Raw genomic sequence first — 23,682 nt, 5'->3', positions numbered from 1 at the left:
AAACTTTCAATGATCACGATTTCCAACGCGCCGGTTGCGCCGCTTCTCGACCGACTGTTCACCGAAGCCGAGGCGGCGTCGCCGCTTGCGAGCCCCGCGTTCGAAGCGCTTTCGGCGGACGACCGACTCCGCCTGATGCAGAGCAAGGACGATTATCTCGCGCTATATTCCAGCCTCAAGGACTTTGCGCTCCCGGTCTCTCGTGAGACGGGGAAGCTGCTCTACATTCTGGCACGGGCGATCCGAGCGCAGTCGATCGTCGAATTCGGCACCTCTTTCGGTCTTTCGACCGTGCACCTCGCGGCAGCGTTGCGCGATAATGGCGGGGGTCGCGTGATCACGAGTGAATTCGAACCCTCGAAGGTAGCCACGGCCAGGGCCAACATCGCCGCCGCTGGGCTGTCCGATCTCGTCGAGTTGCGTGAGGGTGATGCGCTCGAGACATTCAAGCGCGATCTGCCGGGCACGATCGACCTCCTGCTGCTCGACGGTGCCAAGTCGCTCTACAGTGACGTGCTGGGACTGGTCGAAGACCGGCTGCGCCCCGGCGCCGTGATCGTGGCCGACAATGCGGATTATTGCCCTGACTATCTAGAGCGCGTGAGCGCTGTCGCCCGCGGCTACTATACCATGAGCTTTACCGACGATGTCGAACTCTCCATCCGGCTCTGAACCAGGGAAACCCATGATGATCGTCATTACCGCGCCGACCAGCCAAATCGGCAGACAGCTCCTCGCCGACCTCCTTGCCGCCGACGCGCACGTTCGCGTCATCGTGCGGGATCCCGCCAAATTATCCGAAGACGTTCGTCGCCGGGTCGAGGTGATCGAGGGATCGCATGGCGACCCGGACGTGGTCGACGGTGCGTTCGCCAGCGCCGATGCGCTGTTCTGGCTCGCCCCGCCCGCGTGGCGGCAGACGCTGGAGGAAGCCTATCTCGACTTCACCCGCCCCGCGGCGGCGGCGATCGCTCGCCATGGCGTGGCGCGGGTGGTGTCGATCACCGCGCTCGGCCGCGGAACGCCGTGGCAAGGGCGCGCCGGTCCCGTGACGGCTTCGATCGCGATGGACGACATGCTGATGGCCAGCGGGGCCGCCTTTCGCGGTCTTGCCACGCCTTCGTTCATGGAGAATAGCGCACGGCAGGTCGGCACGATGAAGGACCAGGGGCTGTTCTTCGGTCCCATCCATCCCGGTAAGAAGCTGCCGTTTACCGCGACGCGCGACATGGCGACCGCCGCGGCGAGATTGCTCACGGACGACAGCTGGACCGGGCAGGAAGAGATTTCCGTCCTTGGGCCGGAAGATCTGTCGTTCAACGACCAAGCAGCGATTATATCGGAAGTCTGCGGTCGCTCGGTGCGATATCAGCAGATCGGCTACGACGAGTTCAAGCGGCAGTTCCTGGATCGCGGCGCCAGCGGATCCGTGGCCCAGGGCTATGTCGATATGTACCGATCGAAGGACGAGGGCATCGACAATGTCGCGATCCGTCGACCCGAAAGCACCGGGGTGACGCGTTTTCGCGATTTCTGCAGGAGCGTGATCGCGCCCGCGATGCGATGAGACGCGTCTGCAGGTGAGCGGACATCGCGTTGCCTTTCGCCCAGGTTCCAATGTTCAGGGGCGGCGTAATGGCAACGGCATCTCCTGCTGGTGGACCTCCGGGAGCTGCCAGGCAGGTTACGGCCCAGAAGCCGGCGGCAAATTGCGTTCTTTGGTCGGCCAATTTTGGCCGAGGAGAACGACAATGGGCTACTCACAATATGATCCTCCGCTGCAAACCCGTGCTGCATGGAATGCAGGCAAGACCGTCGGCACGAAGCGGCCTCTGACGCAGAAGCAAATCTGGGCAATCCGCTTCTTCCTGGATCGTGAAGGTCGCCTGCGCGATCGTGCGCTGTTTGATTTGGCGATCGATAGTAAGCTTCGCGGCTGCGATCTCGTTCGATTGTCCATCGGCGATGTGGTCGCCGGCTCGGACATCCGCACACGAGCCATAGTAGTGCAGAAGAAGACGGGCCGTCCCGTGCAGTTCGAATTGACGGCCGATGTTCGTGCCAGTTTGCTGGCCTGGCTCGAGCGGCGGGGTGGGACCGTGGCTGACTACGTGTTCCCCAGCCGGGTCGATCACACCACCCATATGAGCACGCGACAGTATGCTCGATTGGTTGACGAGTGGGTGACCGCCATTGGGCTGCGGCGGGCCGAGTATGGCACGCATTCGCTCCGGCGTACCAAGGCAGCGATGATATACAGGGCCACTGGCAACATCCGCGCGATCCAAATCCTGCTGGGGCACACGAAGATCGAGAACACTGTGCGCTATCTCGGCGTCGATATCGAGGATGCGCTTCTGCTGGCCGAGCGGACTGAGATTTGACGACGAAGCGGTCGTTCGACGTCGTGAGAACGACCGCTTTTCGTTTGCGGTAGTCAGCCTGCCAGGCCTTGCTTTGATAATAGCAAACAGGCCGCTCATGGGCCGTAGCACGAACCCGCTGCGCGGGAGTGGTGCCCGTTGTGAGCTATCCGTGACAACGAGAACGTTCCGCCTGGATTGAGCGGTGCCCGTGACGGGCAGACCATTTCGGCTCCTTCAACCTGAGGAGTCGAACGATGTACGATCTTGTTCCGGTCGGTCCGATCAGCCCGCTGCGCCAGCGGCTGATCGACGATATGACCCTGCGCCGGTTCAGCCACGAGACGCAGCGCAACTATCTGCGCGACGTCGGCCGGTTCGCGACCTGGCTGGGGCGCTCGCCGCACACCGCGACCGCTGAGGACGTCCGCCGTTTCCAGATCGAGCAGCAGGAGGCCGGCGTTCCGGCGCCGACCATGAACAGCATCGTCGCGGCGCTCCGGTTCTTCTTCACCCACGCGATCGACCGGCCCGAGCTGGCCCGCAAGCTGGTCCGCACCGCACATATGCGCAAGATCCCGGTGGTGCTGACGCTCGGCGAGGTGAAGCGGCTGCTCGACGCCACTACTTGCCTCAAGCACCAGGCGGCGCTCTCGGTCGCTTATGGTGCGGGCCTTCGCGTCGGCGAGGTGTCAGCGCTCAAGGTGAGCGATGTCGACAGCAAGCGGATGGTGCTGCGGATCGAACGCGGCAAGGGCGGACGGTATCGCAACGCCATACTGCCCGAGGGGCTGCTACTGTTGCTGCGGGACTGGTGGCGCGCGGGGCGGCAACAGGGCGTCATGCTCCCCGATGGCTGGCTGTTCCCCGGCCGGAACGCGACCGTGCCGATCAGCACGCGGCAGCTCTATCGCGTCGTCGTCGAAGCGGCGGAAGCGGCCGATATCGCCAAGCGGGTCGGGCCGCACACCCTGCGGCACAGCTTCGCCACCCACCTGCTCGAGGATGGCGTCGATATCCGCGTCATCCAGGCGCTGCTCGGCCACGCCAAGCTCAACACCACCGCATTTTACACGCAGGTGGCGACCCGCACGATGCGCGCGGTCGTGAGCCCGCTCGACCGGCTGGCGCTGATCCCACCCGACGAAGGAGCGTCCGACGGCTAAGCGGCATGCGCACCTCGATCGAGGTCGCCGACGTGTTCCGTGCTGCCGGGCCTGCCTATCGTGCCAGGCATGCCGGGCACCTGAGCCTGCACCAGCTCAAGATCATGTCGGCGGTCGAGCAGTGTCGCACCGCTGCATTGGGCGGCCACGTCGAGGCCTGTACCGACTGCGGCCATTGGCGGATCGCCTATAACAGCTGTCGCAACCGGCACTGCCCCAAGTGCCAGGGTGTTGCCGCGCGCACCTGGCTCGCCGAGCGCGAGGCCGACCTGCTGCCGGTCGGCTACTTCCACGTCGTGTTCACGCTTCCCGCCGAGGTCGCCGCCATCGCGTTCCAGAACAAGGCGCTGGTCTATGATCTGCTGTTCCGCACCGCCTCGGAGACGATGCAGATCATCGCCGCCGATCCGAAGCACCTCGGTGCGCGGATTGGCATCACCGCCGTGCTGCATAGCTGGGGCTCGGCACTCACTCACCATCCCCATATCCACATGATCGTGCCCGGCGGCGGCATCTCGCTTGATGGCGAGCGCTGGGTCTCCGCACGCCCTGCGTTCCTACTTCCGGTGCGGGTGCTCGGCGCGCTGTTCCGCCGCCTGTTCCTGACCCGCCTGCTTGCCCTACACGATACCGACCAGCTCGGCTTCTTCGGCAGCATGACGCATCTTGCCGATCGGCGGGCGTTCCTGCGGCACCTGTCGCCGGTCCGCAAGAAGCGCTGGGTGGTCTATGCCAAGCCTCCGTTCGCCGGCCCGCAGGCCGTGCTCGCCTATCTGTCGCGCTACACCCACCGGGTCGCCATCTCGAACAGCCGTCTCCTCCGGTTCGAGGAGGACGGGGTCACGTTCCGCTACAAGGATTATCGCCGCGGCGGTGCCGACCGGCAGCAGGTAATGACGCTCGCCGCCGACGAGTTCATCCGCCGGTTCTTGCTGCACGCCCTGCCGCGCGGATTCCACCGCATCCGTCACTATGGTCTGCTCGCCAGCGGCACCCGACGGACCAGCCTCGAACGCGCCCGTCAGCTGCTCGCGGTCGCACCGCCCGCGACCGATGACGCGCCCTCCGAACAGGCCGATGCCCGGCCACCATGCCCGTGCTGTGGCGGGCGCATGATCATCATCGAGACCTTCGAGCGTCGATATCAGCCCCGCGCACCGCCATCCCCGGCCGTCGCATCCGGGAGCTCAGGGTCGTGACCCGGCACGACATATCGTCGATCACCCGCGCGGCACCTCTGTCGCGGGGAACGTCAGACCCTGCGTCTAGCCTCCGCAAAAGCGGACTCACCTCTGCCAAAATCGGACGGTCCGCTTTTACGCGCCCACATCGCCGCCCGAAAAGCAGCCGGTCCGCTCTTGGATCCGTCCGCATTTCGTTAGCACCTGGCACCGCCAAGAGCCGCCGAACATACAAATCCCCATAGACCACCGCCCCGGGGCCCGCGGGTTCGGGCACCGCCGACTTTCCGACGCCTCACGGCGTCCGAAACTCTAAACGAGTTCTGTCAGTCCGCTTACAGATGGCACGCTCAAAAACCGGACGATCAAAGCTGGCGCAGCTTCTTCGTAGGCAAAGTCAAATCACGCGAACGGGTGGCGCCGAGCCGCATCGCCGCGACAGGCTCGTTGCACGAGCGACTGCAGTTCTTGGAGATCGTCGTCGCCCGCCCGGCGCGTCCAGAGATCGCCCATCAGCGGCTGTCAACCGTGCGGCGCGAAATTATCGTCCATGCCTTCGAAATCCGACACGATGTCGAAATAGGCATCCGCCTCGCGCTGGAACTGCATCGGAACGAGTGCGGACGTCACGAGGCAGCACTTCAGTCCGATCGACCCTTCGGCAATCCCAGTGGTCTTCGATACCTGCGAGAGGTTCGCCTTCAGGAACTCGAAGCGATCGAGGTGACGTCTTGTTGGCCCCCGTCTGCCGCCGCGCTCAACATGGTTTGGACCGAATTCGACCAGGCGTTCGGCGATCTCACCGACCGTCTTGTCGGCGAGCAGGCGCTTGCACTCGATGACATAGACGGCGCCGGTCGATTCGTTCCAGGCCAGCACGTCCACGTCTCCGCCCTCCTTGGTTCCGCCCAGCCGCGTCATCAGATAGTCGGCTTCGGTCTCAAGCCCAAGCTCCTTGAGCCGCGCCGCGACGCGGCGATTAAACTGATGACCCAGACGGTCGACGGCGGCGCCAATCCAGCGCTTCATCTCCTCGGTCCGGAAATAGGATTCCGGGAGACGAGCGTTGTAGGCCCTCAACGCGTACTCCGAGGCGTGCTCCGCGATCACCGGCGATACGATGCAGATCGGATCCTCGTCGTCGTTTAGCTGGACGATAGGCCTGGAGAGCAGGCTAAGTCGCCGAGCGAACCGCCATGGAAACCAGTCCTTCGCACTCGCGCCGACGGGCTTCATGTCATTCCATTTCGCGCGGGGAACGAGCGTCCACGATTCCAGCAGCCTATCGGCCGCCGCGTCGTCCACGCCGTCCATCGCGACGAGATCGGCCTTCAGTTCCGAGCGGCGAACGGTCACCCGGCCGTTGCCCGATGCGACGGCACGATCACCGAGACGGGAGACGAAGTCGACCATGCGGATCGGCGTCACGCCGTACTCGACCGCGAACGCCGCATCGAATTCCTTGTTGGTTTGGCGTTCGTATTCCTCGTCATCGATCTGCTCTGGCACCTCGTAGAAGGTGTCGTAACCCTGCGCCGCCGCGTCGAACTGGTCCCGCGACAGGGCGACCATGAAGGGCCGGTGGATCTGTTCCGCGAACTCGTCCTCGAACCTGAGGACGCCGCTCGGCTTGATCTCGATGCGCTCCGCGAACCCGTGATGGATTTCGTCACTGCGCGACGCGACACCGCAGAGGAGCGAAACGTGCGCAAGGAGGAAGTCGAGATCGTCCAGCGAACAGGTGCGTCCCCCGGTTACCGGCGAGGTGCACACCGCCATCTCGATTACGACGCGGCAGCTCAGTCCCACCTCCGACCGCGCGCTCTCGCGCTCGACCGCGGCGCGCATCACCTCCTCGCGTGGATGGAGATGGAGGATGGCGGCGGCGGTGTGACGCCAGGTCGCACGGTCCCGGTCGATCGCATTGTGGTTGTCGATGCACGCCTCGATAACCGACGTCCGATCGATCAGCTCAAGCCGCGCGCGTATCTCCTCCCAGAGGATCTCGACGGATTTCTGCAGCAGCTTGCCGGCTTCGGCCTTGTCCTCGACTACCCGGGCGTCCCCCTGAGCCACGCCGCCTCGCTGCGCGAGCCCGATGTCCGCCCAGGCCCGTACCTCGGGCTGTATCATCCGCGCGCCCGGCAGCTCCGCCGTCGCCAAGATGAAGTCTCCAGCGGTCTTCGGGGTCAGCACATGGAGATGCCGTGACGATCTGTCCTTTACGATCGAGGACGCGATCTGCTCGGCCAGATCGTTCTCAGTCGATCCGCCGAGGTCGAGCGCAGCCTGTACGACCGTCTCGACCATCCAGCGGTCGCCCACATTGTCGGGACGTCCGAAGGCTCTGAGGTAATCCACCGGGCAATCGATGCGGATGGCCTCGCCGACGATATTGAGAACCGGCTTTGCGGAATCTGCGTCATCCGCGACCGTCGCCGCATCGAGATCGGCCCCTTCCGGGAAGGCCAGCTCGATGCTGATGAATTGGGGCAACGGATCGGCAACCCCGGCCAGCGCCGGCGCGATCATGACCACCCAATTCCTGAGCATATCCCAGACGCGGTAAGACAGCGACCTCGACGGCGTCGGGGCGGTGCTCGCGATCGTGATCCACCACGTCCTTCCGTCCACCTCGATGGCGGCAGCGGGCCGCCCTTCCATCGCGTCGGCGACGCTCACGTAGCTGGGTTTGGTCTGGAGATCGGCGAAATACATCTCGGTCGAGGGTCTACGAACCTCGACGAACGCGTTGCGCGGATCGACCCGCACCGCGTGCTTGTCGAGCGCGCGACGGATCCGCACCCGGACCGCCGTGAGGTAGTCGGTCCCGAGTTGGATCAGCGTGCGGCCGCGCTCGGCGTCCTCGGGAAGGATTTCGAAGTCGTGGCCCTCCACGAAGCCGTAGAGATTGAGGAAACCGTTGGGGTTCACGAGCTGGCTTCCCGTCCGGCGAAGCTGCCGCTCCTGATCGAGGATGCGGTACATCTGCAGCGCTGACGTGTTTGAGTCGTCGGCGAAGAGCTCCAGATCCTCGGCACCGAGCCCGACGAAGGGCCATTCGGGCGGGACGCGTCCCGGGTCGGCCATGAAGCCCCTGCCCAAACCGCCGAATGCGAGGATCGTCATCCCAATTCGGAAATCGGGCATCGCCTTGATCGTGGAGATGCCGGCGTCGACGAGGCGCCGCACATCGGCGGACACGTCCTTGACGGAACGAAAGCCTTCGTCCGCGACCTCCTCGACGTCGTCCTGCACGAAGATGACGTGCGCATAGGCGCCGACGTCGAACGTGCAGATCATCTCGACAGCGCCGGACTGCGCGTCGGTGTCGGGCCCCGTGATACGGTCCAAACCAAGGCCAATGCGGGCGCTCATGACGCTGTTGCCGAACTGGTAGTCCGTCAGCTTGTCCCGAAGGCGTTCGCCTTCGTCGTTGTTCAACGCCATCTCGAGGGCGCGCCGCCTGATCGCGGCACCGATCGCGGTCGGCAGCGCGACGACGAAGTCGTCGCCATCCATCAGGATCGGCCGAGCCTCGAGCGAGGTCCAGCTGATTGTCTCGCTACGCAGGACTGCACTGTGGGCGGGATCGAAGACGAACGGGCGCAGGTCGAACGGCTCGATGTCGAGCTCCGCAAGGTCCGCGAGCGTGAAGCGGAGGCGCGCCGACAGTTCCTCGATCCGCCTCGTCGGGAACTGGACACGGGCAAGCCGTCGCCCGCCGCCGGTGACGTTGCGAGAAAGTACACTGCGTTCCGCAATGGCGGTGCTCAGCTCGAGGAGCGCCGACGCCTGTCGCAGACAGTGCGGAGCCCATGTGCTTCCTTCGCGCGCGCACGCAGTGACCGCGTAGAGCACGGCCTGCACGTAGGCCGCGTTGGCCTCCCAGATGCCCTCGAACAGCAGCGAGTTGCCCGTCCCGGACACGACGTTGGCCACGAACACGTCCTCGGGTGGATCCTCCTGGTGCCCGACCCGGTCCTCGCCGAGGATATCGTTCAGCCACTCGCGGAGCTGGGAAGCTGTCGGTCGCAGTGTTCCGTTCGCGCGGAGCGCGACGAGGTGGATCAGCACCTCGAACCTCACGGCGTTCGCGTGCAGATCGGGATCGGTCAGGAGACCGCCGAGCATCGCGAGAGTCGCGGCCTTGTCGAACTTCTCCAGCCGCGCCGCGAGCTTGCCCAGGCGCTCCTCCATCGGCCCGATTGCCATCGCGTCGGTTGCCGCCATCATTGCGTCGAGCATCATTCCTTCACTTGGCACCATTCAACACTCCTCGGTTGAGGGTGCCTATTGGTTACAACGCCCGCACGGTGAGATGAATCCGAAATGGTGGCTGCGCACGTTCGATCCAAGTGTTTTTCGGTCGGCCGATTCTAGGCTCGCCCGCGCTGCCCCTTCAGGGGGACCAATCCCGTGTGCAACGCTCGCCTTCGAGTATCAACTCACCGATCGGATCCTCGATTCCAGTCAGTCCGTTGGGTGCGTGCCGAGATGACGCGACGACAATGGCATCGTTGAACCGAACTGCGACGATATCAGCGCTCGGTCGCGGCCACCATACTCCCATCAACCTCGCGAGCTCGCCTTCGAGCTGATGTTCTTCAGCATCAATCGGCAGAAGCGAGGCGAAACTGGCGTTGCCCAGTTAGCAATGACTCGCGTTGCCGTCCCTCATAGGTTTCAGCGCTTATGTTTGTTTTTTGCGATCCGCTGCCCCGAAACGGGCAGACAGAAAAGTCCCCAATGTCGGTCGTTCGCGTCGCCGAGCCGCAACTTGAACGAACGGCGGCTTTCGGGATCATCGACCGGCGGGTCGAACGGCGGAGTTTGGGGCGCTAAGCCGACCTGACCGCGCCGCGCTCGACCGTAACCGCTCAAAGCGGCCGAGACCCTCAAGGACCCGGTTCGCGCAGCGGCGTAGCGCGAAGTCGCGCCGCAGGCGCGTAGCGCCCAAGTCCGGGCACTTCCGAATCGATCAGACGCTTGCTTCGGACCGCAAATGTTCCAGATGCTCTGCACATAGCTGCTCCACAATCGCGCTAAGCCGCTTTACCGACCCCGCCAACGCGTCGAGATCTTCGACCCCAATCTCATAGCTCGGGGAATAGCGCGCCTCGACATAGGCGCGTTTGAGCAACTCAAATCGACGGCGGTCGGCCCGCGTAGCCCGCGGCCAGGCCTCGACCAACCGCGGCTCCTTGTCCTCGGCGAGCGACCGCAGAAACTTGATGTTGTGCGAGCGCGGGAAATAGAGCGTCCGAACCAACAGGAAACAGGCGTATGCTCGTTCGGTTGCCTGATGCAGGGTGAAGGCAGCTAAGTTCCTATCACCCAGCTTTTGGTAGAATTCGGCACCCGCCAGCAGATTGCCGACCCCTACGTACCAATGTTCAAAGTACTCCTGCGCCATCGCCAGCGCATCCCGCGCGGTCAGCGGCTTCGGCGCGGCCAAGGCATGCTGCGGCAGCTCGCAGAGCACCACGCCGTCGCGCACGATATCCACCCAGAAATACTCCCCGCGCTGGAGCGCCTTGTTCACTTCGTCGAGGGTGTGGACGATGATGTTGACCGGGCGGCGCACCGCGGGATCGTGGAGGATCTTGTCCTCGGCGATGTACCAATAGGCGGCGATATCGGTGAGGTCCTCGTGGTTGACGATGACCAGCAGGTCGAAATCGGACTGGTAGCCGTTTTCGGGTTCGTCGACCCAGTCGTCGCGCGCATAGCTGCCGAACAGGATGATCTTGAGGATCCTGCCGTTCTTCTTCCATGGCTGGGTGGCAGACGCGATCGCCTGGGCGAACTCGGCGATCAGCAGGTCGCGGACGCGGGCGAGCTCGGCCTGTTGGACGTCGGGCAAGTGATCGAGATCGACACGCATAGAGATTTCCTAGCGGCGGTGGCGCGTTTCCTCAATGTTCGCGGTGGTCGGACGGAAACCGCATCAAGTGAAGGATGGCGCAGGCGAGGCGCCGCTCGACTTCCGCGACGCTCATGTCGAGGTCGGCGGCAATGCTGGCGAAATCGATCCCGCCAAAGCGCACCTGTTCGAACACCTGTCGCTCGAGCGCGGGCATGGTGTCGAGGGCGCGGCGGAGCCGGCGAAGCTCGGGGTTCATGGTCGGTCTCCTTGCGTTGGCTGGCGGCGCCGGACGACGGGCGGGCGGGGAGCGTCCGCACTGAAAAGACGGGGGCGTTCGCCTGGGGGCAGGGCATTGTGGTGGCGAAGGCGGGCCGCGAGCGGGCGCCGCTACCCCGCCGATGGGGCCATGCGGCTCGGATCGAGCGATCCCGGCCCTTGCCGCACTGCGAAGGCGGCGCTCATCGCCGCCGGTGGTCGAGGACGGCGATGCCGGCCATCCGCGCCTTGTCGAACAGATTGTCCTGGATGCCGCCCCCGGGAAAAAGGATGATGCCGCGCGGCAGACAGGCGAGCACCCGGTCGTTGCGCTTGAACGGGGCGGCCGCCCGGCTGTATTTGACGAAGTCCGGCGCGAAGCTGACCTGCGGCACCTTGCGCTCGCGCGCCCACAAAGCGGCAATGTGTTCGGCACCGGTACGCGAGGCACCGTGGAGCAGCACCATCTGCGGATGCCGGCCATGGACTGCATCGAGCACCTGCCAGATCTTGCGGTGATCGGCATAGTCGGCACCGCCGCTGACATAGATGCGCTCGCCCGGGGGCAGCAGCAGCTTTGCATCGGCGTAGCGGCGATCGTTGACGAACTCGCGGCTCTCGATCACCGCGGCGGTCATCGCGCGGCGATTGAGCATCGACCCGCTCCTGGGCAGCCAGGGCTTGCGGAACAGGTGGCGGAACTGCTCGGCAAAGGCCTCGCGATAGGCTTCCATCGCGTCGCGGCGCTCGATCATGCTGCGGCCTTCGGCAATCAGCGTCTCGAGTTCGACCGATTTGACTTCGGAGCCGTCCTGCTCGCGCTGCGCGCGCTTCTGGGCAAGCTCGTTCGCATCGAGCTGGCGGTCGGCACGCTCGGTTGCGCGGTGGAAGACATTGGTGAACCCCCAGATCAGCTCCTCGAGCTCGGGCTCGAGCCGGGTATCGACCAGGCTGGCGGCCAGGGCATCGCAGCTATCGGCGGCTGCGCCTTCGACCAGTCGCCCTTCGGGCAGGGGCCTTGGATCGAGTTCGTCCTCGAACGGCCTTGTCGCGTAGAGCTCGAGTTCCTCGAGCAGATGGGCGAGGTGCGAGCCTCCCGTGCCTGTCGTGTCGTGGATGTCGTCCATGTCGCGTACTCCTCTGGCGAATGCCGCGCCGCTCGCGGCCTTCCTGGCGACAAAAGGCGGCGGCGCACGCGGGCGCGCACGGCCGAGCGCAGCGACCGGCACCGCCGGCGGCCGCCGGAGCGGCAGCGCAGGACCCGGGAGCACGGCTATTTTGCTTCGCGGTGCAAAGCGGGGCTGACCGGCCCCGCGGCGGAAAATAGCCGTGCGGACGGGTTGCACGCCCGCGCGCGCTGTCGACCCGTCGCCCCCTGGAAGGCGCGTGGCGCGGCGTCTCCCAATGGAGATCCCGACATGCGACGTCGCGGCGCCGCGACGATCAGGGCCGGTCCTCGGGCTGCATCTGTGCCAGGATGCGGGCGCGCAGCGCATCGAGACCGATCGCCAGGAGATCGGCATTGAGGTCGCCGAACCGGGCGTCGAGGGGGCGGACATCGATGCCGTGCCGCGCGGCACGGCGCGCCAGCCGGTCGGACGCCGCGTGTCCTGCGGAGTCGCTTTCGCGAGCGACATAGAGTCGGCGAAGCCCAGGCGGCAGGTCGAGCGCCCCCAGATGCGCGGCGGACAGCGCCGCGATGGCGGGCAGTGTCGGCACGGCGGCGCGCAGAGACAGGACGGTCTCAATTCCCTCGCCGGCGGCCATGAGGGAACCTGCGCGACCGAACCGCGCACCGTTGCCAAGGAGATGCCCCATTGCCCGGCGCGGACTGGCCACGCTCGCCTTGGCCGAGCCGTCGCGCGCGAGCCAGGTGCGGTGCGCCCCCGTCACGACTCCCGCACAATCGGTGACGGCCGCGATCAGTGCGGGCATCGTGCGAGGTGTAGCGGTGGGGTCGCCGACGCCAGGGCGATACCAGCAGCGCGGATGAAAGCGCAGCGCATCCAGTCCCTCCATGTGCGGAATGCCGCGTGCTGCCAGATAGGCTTGTGCAGCCGTTCCGGCGATCGGGGAAGCAAGCGCCAGCAATCGACGGGCGGCAGCGGGCGAGCCCGACCGGTTACTGCGTGGCAGGGCAGGGGATACGGCGGGCGCTGGATCGGCAAGACACAGGTAGCGCCGGGCTTCGACCATGGCATCGGCGAGGGTGCCGGTAGCGGTGGCGGCGCGCAGGATGTCGAGAAGGTCGCCATGTTCGCCCGACTGGGCGTCGGTCCATTTGCCTGCGCGGGCGCTGCCATCGGGAGCATCGCGCAGCCGCACATAGAGGCTGTGGCCGGGGGTGTTGCGGACGTCGCCGACCCGCCAGTAATTGCCCTCGCGGCGGCCATTGGAGAGATAGTGCCGGCACAGGCGCTCGGCCTGGCCGGCAAGCTCGCGGGCGATTGCTCGTGCGGGATGCTCCACTGCTCCCTCCCGATCAATCGCCGCCTTCCGGCGGGCGGTAAAGATCGAAGGGATTGCCGTCGGCGAGATGGCCGAAGGGCGTCATAGTGTAGGTCGATCCGTCAAAGGCGACTGCGCAGAGCACGAAGCGCGGCGCGCGGGTTAGCGTATCGGTGCATTCGACGAGCGCGAGATTGCCGTCGGCGGCGGCACGCAGCAGCGTCTCGAAATTGGTGCGGTGGGCATCGGGGATGGCCATCGGGAACCTCCTCAAACCAGCGGGATGGAGAGGAGCGGGGCGCCTGCGCGCCCCGCTCGCATCGGTCATTCGGCGGCGAGCGCCATATCCTCGGTGTCGGCGGCAGTGCCCGGTTCCGCGAGACGTGCCGGAAGCGCTGCGTCCGGCGCGGGCGCGGGTTCGAGCGCGCCGGGTCCGGCAAGGGGCTCGGGCGTGCGCAACGGTTCGGGCAGCCAGCCGCTATCCGCCATCAGCCGTTCGGCCTCGCGGGCCATGTCGGGCTTCCTGAGTGCCGCGATCCGCGCCGCGACGTCGCCGCCCCGGGCTTCGGTCACGGCTTCGAGTATCCGCGCCTTGGTGACCTTGCCGAAATAATTGTCGGCAGTGGGTTTCCAGCCGGTCGCGACCAGGTCGAGCCCGACCGCCCGGGCGAGGACATCGCTATGCGCCAGCCGCCGCTCGACGCCATGCGCGCTGGTGCGGCCATTGTCGTATCGGGGCGCGACCTCGTAGAGTGCATTGACCGAACAGGCGGCGCAGTGCGCGAACAGCTCGGCCTGTTCGGTGCCATCCAACTGTTCGAGCGCCTCCCAGAGTTCGCGATCCGATTGGGGCAGCCGCTCCTTCCATTGTGCGTGCCGCGCCTCGATCGCAACTGCCGGCATGCTGTGGCTCATTCCCGCCGGCTGGACGCCGAACCCGACCCTGGAGAGCGTGAGCGCGAGGCAGGTCTCGGTGTGCCCCCAGTAGAAGCAGGCGAGCACGAAATTGTGGAGCACGGCGCGGAACGCGACCCCGGGATTGCCGGCGACTGCGTCCTGGAGCGCGATCGTGCGCTCCGCGCTGAGCTCCGCGAGCAGCCGGTCGGACAGCGGCTTCAGCCCTTCTTCCTCGTCCTCGCTCTCGGTGCCCCCTCCTGGTGCGGACACGGGCACGGCGGGGCTGTCGGTGCGGGCCGACCCGGCTTCGTCGGTTTCGCAGTCCGGATCGGCATCCTCCGGCTCCGGCTCGACCACCGGTTCGTCTTCGGCGCGCACCCAGCCGGGTTCGACCTCGAGCGCCCCGCTGCGGCCGATCGTGACGAACACCCCGGCGATCGCCATGTCCGCAGGGTCATAATGCCAGCTTCCTCCGGCGAGGCTGCCGATGCGCTCATCGAGCGCGGTCAGCTTCGCATCGATCGCGTCGGGAATCGTATCGGCGTCGCCCCATTCGGCCTCGAGGGCGTCGGCCTCGGCCTGGAGCAGTGCGATCTCGGCAATGTCCGCCTCGGTCGCAGGCGAGTGGATCGGCGCGATCTGCCGCAGGCCGTGCGCGAACCCGTAAGGAAGGTCGATCGCAGCCTCGACCCATTTCCAGCCTTCGGCGCGGATGCGCTCGGCCTCGGTGCCCAGCTTATCGAGCACCAGCCGATCGAGCAGCGCTGTATCCTCGAGCCAGCCGCCACGATCCTCGTCGAACAGGTCCCGGAGTACAGCTCCCCCCGCCGCGACATAGGTGTCGATGCCGACGAACAAGGCGCGCGGGTCGTGCGCCGCGATGCTGGTCTCGGTGAGGCGCGCGCGGATAAAATGCGCCGACTGGTTGTAGTGGTTCCGGACCAGTTCCCAGACCTGCTCCTGGCGCGCGGTGTCTTCGGAGACACTGAACGCCATCAGCTGCTCGAGCGTCATGTCGCCTGCGGCATAGACATCGTGCAACAGCGGCGACACGCCGGCGAGCCTGAGCCGCTGGCGGACCACCGCCGGGGTCACGCGGAACCGTGCGGCCACGGTCTCGATATCTGCACCCTGGTCGACGAGAAGCTTCATGCCGCGGAACTCGTCGAGCGGATGGAGCGCTTCGCGGAACACATTCTCGGCATAGCTGTCTTCTTCCGCCGAGACCGGGTCGTCGGCCGCCTTCACGACGCAGGGCACCTCGGCGTCGCGCGCGAGCCGCTTGCGCTTGACGAGGATCTCGAGTGCGCGGAACCGCCGGCCTCCGGCGGGAACCTCGAACATTCCGGTCTCGCGGCCCTCGGCATCGAGCGCCGGCCGAACGCTGAGCCCGCTCAGCAGGCCACGGCGTTCGATGTCGGCGGCAAGGTCGTTGATCGTGACGCCGTCCTTGATCCGGCGGACATTGGCCTGGGATAGGACCAGCCGGTGGAACGGAATCGCGCGCGCGGGCGCGAGGACGAGCTTGGGTTGGGCTTTCGCCATGGGTCTTCTCCAACTGGCGGGGACCGGAAGACTCTCTCCCGACCTTCACTCCGCCAAAGGAGAGGCGCAGCCCTCTTCCTCTGGAGAGGAGGGCCGCGCCGTGAAGCGATGGAGGAAATCAGCGGGCGGCCGCCAGCAGCCGCGACGCCCGCGCCTCGAGCTCGATCCTGCTGTCCTGGTGCGGCCGCGCGCGGGCGAGCGCCGTGATCCCTTGCACGAAGTCGAAGACCGACGCGGGGGGATGCCCCTCTTCGTCGAGCACGGTTGCGATGATCCTGCCCGCTTCGACCTTCGAGAATCCGCGTTTGCGCAGAAAATCCTGCCGGTCTTCCTCGGTGCGCGCGACGATCCGCTGCCGCGCTGCCTGGATCCCGGACAGGAACGGCTGGGGCGAGGAGGTCGCGAACGTCTCGAGCGCCGGCGCCGCCTCATGGGCGAAGCGGTTCGCGGCAAACTTCGAATGCCGGATGCTGATCTGTTCGAACCCCTCGGCGCCCCAGATATTGCGGTTCATGCAGACGGCGCGGAGATAGAAGCTGGCCATCCCCAGCGTCTTCGCGCCGACCTCGCTGTTCCAGCAGTAGAAGCCCCGGAAGAACAGGTCCGGCTCGCCATTGGCAAGTTTGCCGGCCTCGATCGGATGGGCGTCGTCGACGAGGAACAGGAACACGTCGCGGTCGCTGGCATAAAGCGTCGTGGTGTCCCGGGTCACCTCGACATGCGGGTTGTGCGTCATGGTCGACCAGTCGAGCAGGCCCGGGACCTTCCAGCGGGTGTCGCCGGTGCCGTCGCCGGCGATCTTCATCACCGCCGCGACGAGCTCGTGGTCCCAGATGCGACCGTAATCGGGGCCCGTGACCGCGCGCAGTTCGGTCCGGCCGTCTTCGGTTTCGAGCGTCTTGATCAGCTCGGCACGGTGGCTGAGCAGGCCATGCTGGAGATTGATGGCGGCGAGCGGCGCAGGCAGCGTGCGCAGATAGGCGGAAGGCGCGCCGACCAGGCCGCACAGCTGGCCGAATGACCAATGAGTCGGCGCGACCGGCGCGCTGCTGCCGGGTATGACCAGCGCCAGCCGCTCGGGGTTGTCGCGGCGCGCTTCGACGCGCACTGCGCGCGTCTCGACAGTGCGCGCGGTGGCGCGGCGCGCCCGCGCTTCCACTGCGGCATGGAGGGCGCCGAGCGAGAGATAACGCTCGTCGTCGGGGCGCGTGAACCATTCGGACGCGACGCGACCGATTCGCGATCCGCGGCTGATATCGACCTTGTAGGCGCCCGGATGCGGGGGCGGCGCGGATGCAGGGTTGAGGACAGTCATGACAAGTCTCCGCGACGGGCGCCGGAAGACTCTCTCCCGGCCCTGACCCGTCACGGCCGAACCGGCCGCCCTTTTCCTCTTGCCTGTCCCGCCGCTGCGGGTCCGGCCTCCCCTTGAGAGAGCCCAACCCCCTCCGCCGCCATCCGCGAACCTCCTGCCCCGCATGACCGGTCGCGGCATGCCGTCGAAGCTCGCACAGGGACCCGGCGCGGATCTATCGAGAGCCCCCGGAATGCGGCCGCAGGGCTGCGCTCTCGCCGTCGCCACCGCTAGAGCGTTTTCACCTTCGGCGAAGGCGCTCTGGTGTTTGATCGCCGCATTTCCCGAGTCGTTGACCGTAAACGGTCAACTCGAAAACGCTCTAGGCTTGCGATCACGGCCAGGACGTTCCGACCGCAGGCTCGCCGGTCGGTTAACGTGGGTGGTTACGATTGGCACCGGAAGCGGTTAGCAAACCGGCATGGTCGACGAACATGCGCTCTGGGCATGCGCGAACCAGCTGATCCGGCAATACGGCGCCGGGGCCTCGGCGTTTGCCAGTATGCGCGCCGAAGACCTGCTCCGGATCGGCGATCACAAGGGAAACGCAGTCTTTCTGGCGATAGCCACGCGGATCGACCAGCTTGAACGCCTCGCCGCTCCAGGCACACCGCACTGAGCCTGGGACATGGCGAGGGGACGGGGCACCGCCTTCGGGATTCTGAAGGACGCGCTGCAGTCCCATCCTGGAAATGGCTGATGGTAGCGTCTCCTCGTCCGACCGCATGCCGGTTAGGCAAAGGACTCTGCGCCAAGTCTCCCGGTTACGCCAATTCGGTTCGATGGGAAGTCGAAGCGGGCCCGCATGCAGTGCTTTCGCGCTGCTGCAAGCGGCCATTTATCTGCACCGGCCTCCTTTCGCCCCAGCGACATGCATTCACGCTATGCTGCAATGGTATAACGGCCGGAGGTGCGCGTAGCATCCAAAATGCTAAGCACCAAATCTTTCAAAGCCGATTGACCGATATCGTCTTTCTGCTCATGATGGCGATAATGCAGCTATTTGCCATAGTTTTCCAATTGTTTTGAAAAGGGTGGCTTACGACGTGGTAAGGTCCTTCGGACGCCATTAGTCGTCGCTTCTGGCCGAATGAAGCTATTTAGAGACGAGGTTATCCAGCATCGACAACAACGTCTCTATGGCGAGGTCGTGTTGTCGCAGCCGGTTTCGACCAGGCTTGTCGTAATGGGGCTGGCGTGCTCTGTTGCGATTCTAGTGGCGTGGCTTTTGCTGAGCACGTATACTCGCATCGAGGCGGTGCGAGGCATATTGGTCACCGACCGGCCGTCCGCGAAGGTGCTTGCGCCTGTTCCTGGAGTCGTGGCGCAATTGAGAGTCCGAGAAGGGACTCTAGTGCGAAAGGGCGATCCCCTTGCCGTTATCAGCATTGATCGTCAAGCTGCCTCCGGCCACGAAGTCGTTGCCGACAGCTTGGGCACAATCGAGGTACGCCGATCTCTCGCCGACGAGCAGATCGAGCTCGCATACGCTAAGGAAGTTTCGGATCGTGCGGCACTGGCTGAGAACATTAAGGTCGCCGCCGTAGAGTTAGCCAGCCTTCGTTCTCAACTTGCCCTCCAAAAAGAAATGGTCGCTTCGAATCAACGGCTTTTCGACCAATCGACGATTCTGGTTGAGCGAGCTGTAATTTCTCGCGTGGATTATGAAAGGAAGCGACAAGCGCTAATAGCGTCGAGGCAGCAGTTGGAAAGCTTGGATCAGCAGGCCGTGTCAAAAGCTGCAGAACATCGACAGTTGAGCTCGCAGCTTAAAGGTATTACGAACGAAGTTCGTCGCCAGATTGTAGATCTGAAAGTAGGTCGAGAAGCATTGGCGCAACAAAAGGCGCAACTTGAGGGGCAGCAGGCCTATATCGTCACAGCTCCCGTCAGCGGAAGAGTGACCGCGCTGCAAGCGGCTGAAGGGCGGATCGCGTCTTCGAATTCACCGATGATGGTGATTCTTCCGGAAGGCGCCAAGCTCAAAGCCGAGCTATACGCGCCAAGTCGCGCCGTCGGCTTCGTGCGTCCAGGGCAGGAGACTCGCCTTTTATACGATGCCTTCCCCTACCAGCGATTTGGCTCCTATGCTGGCAGAGTCCAGTCCATCTCGGGCACCATCATCGATCCACGCGAAACTGATGTACCTCTGAAGCTGGAAGAACCGGCCTACAGAGTTCTGGTTTCTCTCGACGATGAGCCGGCGGGAAACGGGGGCGCCTCACTCACCCTGCAGCCTGGCATGACGCTCCAGGCCAATATTGTACTCGAGCGGCAGAGCTTCTTGCAGTGGCTCCTGCGCCCACTGCATGCGATCAGAAACCGTTCCGGATGACTCAATTGCTGAATTTTCGCGGCGCGCGAAAAACGCCATACATTGCGCAAACCGAAGCAAGCGAGTGTGCACTCGCTTGCCTGGCGATGGTGGCAGGTCATCATGGGTTGCGGACGGACCTGGTTTCGCTGCGCCAACGCTTCGGGTTTTCCCTAAAAGGGGCTACGCTAAAACAGGTCATCGAAGTCGCAGAAACCATTGGCTTCAACGCTCGTCCATTGCGCGGTGAGATTGAGGATCTCGCGCATTTATCGCTTCCAGCGATTCTACATTGGAATCTCAATCATTTTGTCGTGCTGGTTGAGGTTGCGAGAGGGTTTGGCGGGACCCGTTACTGTATTCATGATCCCGCGCGGGGCGTTCGCCATCTCACACGCGAAGAAGTTTCGCAAAGTTTCACTGGAGTTGCTCTCGATCTTTTGAAATCAGAGACATTTCGTCCACGTGTAGAGCAGGTAAAATTGGGAATAACCCAGTTGTGGTCTTCCATGTCCGGCTTCTGGCAAACAATGCGACAGGTTTTTTTACTAACGCTAGTCCTGCAATTCGCGTCACTAGCAAGTCCATTTCTTCTGCAAACATCGATTGATACAGTTTTTCCCAGCTTTGATCGAGACCTCCTATTTATGCTCGCGGTTGGTTTCGGCGGCCTCGCGATCATCAATATGCTAGCGAGCTGGATGCGCGCACTCATCCTGGTCACGCTCAATAATTCCCTCTCCTACCAAGTTGTGATAAACCTATTCAGGCACTTGGTGCGCCTGCCTTTGCCGTGGTTCGAAAAACGCCACGTCGGAGACGTGATATCTCGCTTCGGCTCGACTCAGCCTATCACCCAGCTGCTGAGCCAAGGCATGATCGCCGCCTTCATCGACGGCGCGATGGTGCTCATCACATTGGCGATGATGTTCGTTTACTCTGGGATCCTGGCAGGCATCACAGTTACCGCTCTCGCTATTTACGGAGCAATTCGAGTTATCTTCATTCACTCGCTGCGCTTTCACAATATCGATGCGATAACCAGCTCTGCGCGCGAGAGCAGTACATTCATCGAGACCGTCCGAGGCATCTCAGCGATTAAGGCATTCGGACAAGAGGGCAATCGGCAGCGCATCTGGCAGAAGGCCAAGGCCGACGCCACGAACTCGCAAATCCGCTTAGGCCGCTTGAACGCCGGATTTGATGCGATTGCACAATTCGTCATCGCGGTCGAGCGGGTCCTGTTTGTTTACGTCGCTGTAAGCCTCGCGCTCGACGCACGGCTCAGCATCGGCATGCTCTTCGCTTTCCAAGCCTACAAGCAGCAATTTTTGGATGCGAGCATGCGGCTCGTCGACCAGGCTATTAATTTTAACATCATCAAGGTCCATTTGAGCCGCATAGCAGACATCGCGCTTAGCGCCCCGGAGGAAGGTGTCGATGCCAGCGCGTCTGATCGGCCAGACTTCTCTCAGACAATCGAACTCCGTCAGATCGTCTATCGCTACGGCGTCGGTGAACCCGACGTCTTGAAAGGCATATCCTTCACGATAGAGCCGGGCGAGATGATTGCTCTAATCGGCCCCAGCGGTGGCGGCAAGACCACGCTTATGAAGGTGATGATGGGCCTTTTCGATCCCGTCTATGGGCAAGTGTTGATCGGAGGGCGCCCGGTCACATCCTTCGGCAAGCGCGCGTTGCGTCAAAGCATTGGTTCGATAGCTCAGGACGACGTCCTCTACGCGGGCACGTTGGCGGAGAATATCGCGTTCTTCGATCCGGAAATCGACATGTTACGCATAGAGGAGGTTGCCCGGCTCGCTGCCATTCACGATGAGATCGATAGGCTTCCCCTGCGCTACGATACTTTGATCGGCGATATGGGGTCAGTCCTTTCGGGCGGTCAGAAGCAACGGGTCCTCCTTGCGCGCGCCCTGTACTCCCGCCCCAAACTGCTGTTCATGGACGAAGGAACCGCACACCTCGATCCAGTCAATGAGGCGAAGGTGCTTGGCGCGCTATCCGCGCTTAAAATCACGCGGGTCGTCATCGCGCACCGATCACAATCGGTGTTAGCTGCTGATCGAGTGATCACGATCGTGGATGGGAACTTGCTTGAGAGCGTCACCCGGACTTCTCCACCTGACCGTTTGCCGCACCCGAGTTTAGCATGACCCCACACCTGAGAGGTCGGGCCACCGCTGTACCGCATCGGCTGTTGATCGGTGCTCCCAATACCTCATTGGACCTCGTTATCGCCGACAGGGCCGTGATTGAGGGGTTCCGCGGAAGCTGCACGTCGACCGCGCGCTCGATTGAGCGGGCGATCGCGGCAGACTGGCACGAGCAATCGCTCTTGCGTGCGCACTATCCAGGGCTTTTTGATGAACTCAGCGCCTTCGCGCAACTGAGTGAGCCTTTTGAACCGGAGAGTCTTCTCGCCAAGACGCTATGGGAATTGGATGTCGTACAGAAGCTTGAGAAAGTGGGGCTCGGGCAAGGGTTGAGCGACCCGAATGCGTTCGTTGACCTGCTTCTCGGAGTGCATCGAGGCATCGGCGGCGGCATTAGTTCTTTTCGTAAGACTTCGGTCGTCATCCGACCGGATGACGCAGGCAACGTAACCGTCTTCCCTCCATGGCAACTTTGCCGGCCACTTGTTGAGGATCTTGGGACATTTCTCTGTCGGTATGCGCAGCGCTTCCCCGGGCTTTGCGCGGTTGTTGCTTACGCAGGAATCATCCATGCCCATCCTTTTCGGGATGGTAACGGGCGGACCGCGCGCGTCGTGCTCAACTTAGTGCTACGGACCAGCACCGGAACGCCACATTTCCTTCCATTATCGAAGCTCGCGCATCTTAGTGACCGTGGATTTCTTATAAAGCTCCGCCGCGCTCTTTATGGAGGCGAGTGGGAACCGCTCATGGCTTTCACGCGCGATGCAGTTCGCCTCTCAAAAAGAATACAATGTGAATAAGACCGTTAAATTAAATTAGAGCTGGTGGTAAATATGAGGCTTTTGACCGAATACGAGATAACTCTTGTTGCGGGTGGAACCGGATCGACAGATGATTCGCAACTCAACGGCAACGATGACTATGAAGGCTCATGGTACGGCGCGGGCAACAGCGGCGGAGGGGGCAATTCCAATAATACGAGTTCGGGCGGCGGATTTTGGACTTGGTTCCCCCCTACCAGCTACCTGGAGGGTTATGCGCCTGGCGGCAACGGCACTTGGGGCTGGGTGCAAACGAGCGTCAATTCCAGCGGTGGCGGAACCGGCGGGGGTGCTCCCGGCGCTCCTTCGCAAAGTAGTCCGCCAAGCGTGACCCTTAAGGACGTTGACTGCTACAAGGAAGAGCAAGGCTTCAGCAGCGCTCTCAACACCCTGCGAGCCGCTTCGCCTACAGCATCAGCGCTGATCGATAGGGTGCTGGCCGGGCCACTTCCGTGGACTGTAACGCTGGTAGATGATGGCAATGATGGGACCCAGATCGGCCTGACCAATATTAACTGGGATCCGTTCTCCGGACTGGAGTTTAAGGACGCTGATGGAAACGCCGTTCATCAGTCGGCGATGGTCGGTCTCGCACACGAGCTTGGGCATGCTGAATATTGGAATAGGTCCAATGCCGAGCAATATGCGCATGCCATGGATATGGAGGCCAAGGTTGCGGCCGAGCTAAATGCCTATTTCCACAATAGTGCCGAGACGGCTCGCTCGGCTCACAATGTCGGAACGCCTTATGTCACGGCGAGTTCAACGACGACTGCGGCAGCAACGGAAGGACGTCCGGTATGTATGCCCTAGCATTAGGTCTGGCTGCTATCGCCCCAATGATCGGGCCAGGGAAGCGGCCTCAGTTTAGCGCCATGAGCGCTACGACTGTGCCTGCGCTTTGCCAAACGGGAGATCCCGATGACGATATTGAGATCAGACAGGTACGTCCGGCCGAGACCCCCAGGGTTGCGCTAAAAGCCGGAGATATTGTTCAGCGTGGCGAGGGCTATCGAGTAAAGCGGAGTTCGCCGATATGGAAACGTTTCGCTGAGAAAATTTGCGGTCAAACTGGAAACGTGGCTTCGTCGGTGGAGTCGTTGACTGACCCACGAATTGTGATTTTTCTTCGGAATGATATCTCTGGTGCAGCGGTTATTGAATTTCCGCGAGAGGATTTTGGTTATTTAAATGTGAAATATTATTTTGAAGGTTCGACAGGATTCATTGCGGCGCGCGATATACGACGCTTATTGGATTACGCCGTCCGAGTTGAATAGCCATGTCCCCGA

Annotated in this window: 19 protein-coding genes; 11 read left to right on the top strand and 8 right to left on the bottom strand. The window is 63.4% G+C overall.

Annotated elements, in window-relative coordinates; genetic code table 11:
• Positions 1-9 precede the first annotated feature (9 nt).
• The 5 genes from ACG3SL_RS17655 to ACG3SL_RS17635 all read left to right on the top strand — a co-directional run bounded on the left by ACG3SL_RS17655 (position 10) and on the right by ACG3SL_RS17635 (position 4,728).
• Positions 10-672: an O-methyltransferase gene (locus ACG3SL_RS17655; protein ID WP_448662472.1), complete on the top strand. Its 663-nt coding sequence runs from the start codon at positions 10-12 to the stop codon at positions 670-672.
• The gene (locus ACG3SL_RS17650) at positions 647-1,567 is read left to right on the top strand and encodes an NAD(P)H-binding protein (protein WP_448662471.1); all 921 of its coding nucleotides are present in this window, start codon (positions 647-649) and stop codon (positions 1,565-1,567) included. The genes ACG3SL_RS17655 and ACG3SL_RS17650 overlap by 26 nt, the downstream gene beginning before the upstream one ends.
• A gap of 184 nt (positions 1,568-1,751) precedes the next feature.
• Positions 1,752-2,384, top strand: a complete 633-nt coding sequence (locus ACG3SL_RS17645) for a tyrosine-type recombinase/integrase (RefSeq protein ID WP_448662470.1) — start codon at positions 1,752-1,754, stop codon at positions 2,382-2,384.
• Positions 2,385-2,620: 236 nt separating this feature from the next.
• Positions 2,621-3,529, top strand: a complete 909-nt coding sequence (locus tag ACG3SL_RS17640) for a tyrosine-type recombinase/integrase (protein ID WP_448662469.1) — start codon at positions 2,621-2,623, stop codon at positions 3,527-3,529.
• 5 nt (positions 3,530-3,534) lie between these two features.
• Positions 3,535-4,728 carry an IS91 family transposase gene (locus ACG3SL_RS17635; protein WP_448662468.1) on the top strand — a complete coding sequence of 398 codons (1,194 nt, stop codon included), beginning with the start codon at positions 3,535-3,537 and terminating at the stop codon, positions 4,726-4,728.
• 504 nt (positions 4,729-5,232) lie between these two features.
• On the opposite strand, the gene ACG3SL_RS17630 is transcribed toward ACG3SL_RS17635, so the two are convergent.
• From ACG3SL_RS17630 to ACG3SL_RS17595, 8 genes are all read right to left on the bottom strand, one after another.
• Entirely contained in the window at positions 5,233-8,961 is a 3,729-nt protein-coding gene (locus ACG3SL_RS17630; protein WP_448662467.1) for a hypothetical protein, read from the bottom strand.
• 730 nt (positions 8,962-9,691) lie between these two features.
• Entirely contained in the window at positions 9,692-10,597 is a 906-nt protein-coding gene (locus tag ACG3SL_RS17625; RefSeq protein WP_448662466.1) for a HEPN domain-containing protein, read from the bottom strand.
• A 31-nt stretch (positions 10,598-10,628) separates the two neighbouring features.
• Complete coding sequence (locus tag ACG3SL_RS17620; protein ID WP_448662465.1) at positions 10,629-10,835, bottom strand: sigma factor-like helix-turn-helix DNA-binding protein; 207 nt, start codon at positions 10,833-10,835, stop codon at positions 10,629-10,631.
• A gap of 202 nt (positions 10,836-11,037) precedes the next feature.
• Positions 11,038-11,961 (bottom strand): DUF2493 domain-containing protein, encoded by a 924-nt coding sequence (locus ACG3SL_RS17615; protein WP_448662464.1) that lies wholly within the window; start codon positions 11,959-11,961, stop codon positions 11,038-11,040.
• Positions 11,962-12,277: 316 nt separating this feature from the next.
• Positions 12,278-13,303, bottom strand: coding sequence for a DUF7146 domain-containing protein (locus ACG3SL_RS17610; protein ID WP_448662463.1), 1,026 nt, complete (start codon positions 13,301-13,303; stop codon positions 12,278-12,280).
• A gap of 13 nt (positions 13,304-13,316) precedes the next feature.
• Positions 13,317-13,541, bottom strand: coding sequence for a DUF6117 family protein (locus tag ACG3SL_RS17605; protein ID WP_448662462.1), 225 nt, complete (start codon positions 13,539-13,541; stop codon positions 13,317-13,319).
• A gap of 65 nt (positions 13,542-13,606) precedes the next feature.
• A complete protein-coding gene (locus tag ACG3SL_RS17600) occupies positions 13,607-15,724 on the bottom strand; it encodes a ParB/RepB/Spo0J family partition protein (RefSeq protein WP_448662461.1) in 2,118 nt (705 codons plus the stop codon).
• A 118-nt stretch (positions 15,725-15,842) separates the two neighbouring features.
• Positions 15,843-17,039: a DUF932 domain-containing protein gene (locus ACG3SL_RS17595; protein ID WP_448662460.1), complete on the bottom strand. Its 1,197-nt coding sequence runs from the start codon at positions 17,037-17,039 to the stop codon at positions 15,843-15,845.
• 460 nt (positions 17,040-17,499) lie between these two features.
• Here ACG3SL_RS17595 and ACG3SL_RS17590 point away from each other — a divergent pair, with 460 nt between their 5' ends.
• The 6 genes from ACG3SL_RS17590 to ACG3SL_RS17565 all read left to right on the top strand — a co-directional run bounded on the left by ACG3SL_RS17590 (position 17,500) and on the right by ACG3SL_RS17565 (position 23,670).
• Positions 17,500-17,697 (top strand): DUF6961 family protein, encoded by a 198-nt coding sequence (locus ACG3SL_RS17590; RefSeq protein ID WP_448662459.1) that lies wholly within the window; start codon positions 17,500-17,502, stop codon positions 17,695-17,697.
• A 471-nt stretch (positions 17,698-18,168) separates the two neighbouring features.
• Positions 18,169-19,413 (top strand): HlyD family secretion protein, encoded by a 1,245-nt coding sequence (locus ACG3SL_RS17585; RefSeq protein WP_448662458.1) that lies wholly within the window; start codon positions 18,169-18,171, stop codon positions 19,411-19,413.
• Positions 19,410-21,566 (top strand): peptidase domain-containing ABC transporter, encoded by a 2,157-nt coding sequence (locus ACG3SL_RS17580; protein ID WP_448662457.1) that lies wholly within the window; start codon positions 19,410-19,412, stop codon positions 21,564-21,566. Before ACG3SL_RS17585 ends, ACG3SL_RS17580 begins: the two co-directional genes overlap by 4 nt.
• Positions 21,563-22,369: a Fic family protein gene (locus tag ACG3SL_RS17575; RefSeq protein ID WP_448662456.1), complete on the top strand. Its 807-nt coding sequence runs from the start codon at positions 21,563-21,565 to the stop codon at positions 22,367-22,369. Before ACG3SL_RS17580 ends, ACG3SL_RS17575 begins: the two co-directional genes overlap by 4 nt.
• 42 nt (positions 22,370-22,411) lie before the next feature.
• A complete protein-coding gene (locus ACG3SL_RS17570; protein ID WP_448662455.1) occupies positions 22,412-23,203 on the top strand; it encodes a hypothetical protein in 792 nt (263 codons plus the stop codon).
• Positions 23,191-23,670, top strand: coding sequence for a hypothetical protein (locus ACG3SL_RS17565; protein ID WP_448662454.1), 480 nt, complete (start codon positions 23,191-23,193; stop codon positions 23,668-23,670). The genes ACG3SL_RS17570 and ACG3SL_RS17565 overlap by 13 nt, the downstream gene beginning before the upstream one ends.
• The last annotated feature ends 12 nt before the right edge of the window (positions 23,671-23,682 follow it).

It is taken from the genome of Sphingomonas degradans (assembly GCF_053502645.1).
The sequence above is the reverse complement of the archived record's forward strand: the minus strand, read 5'-3'. Positions and strand labels throughout refer to the sequence as shown.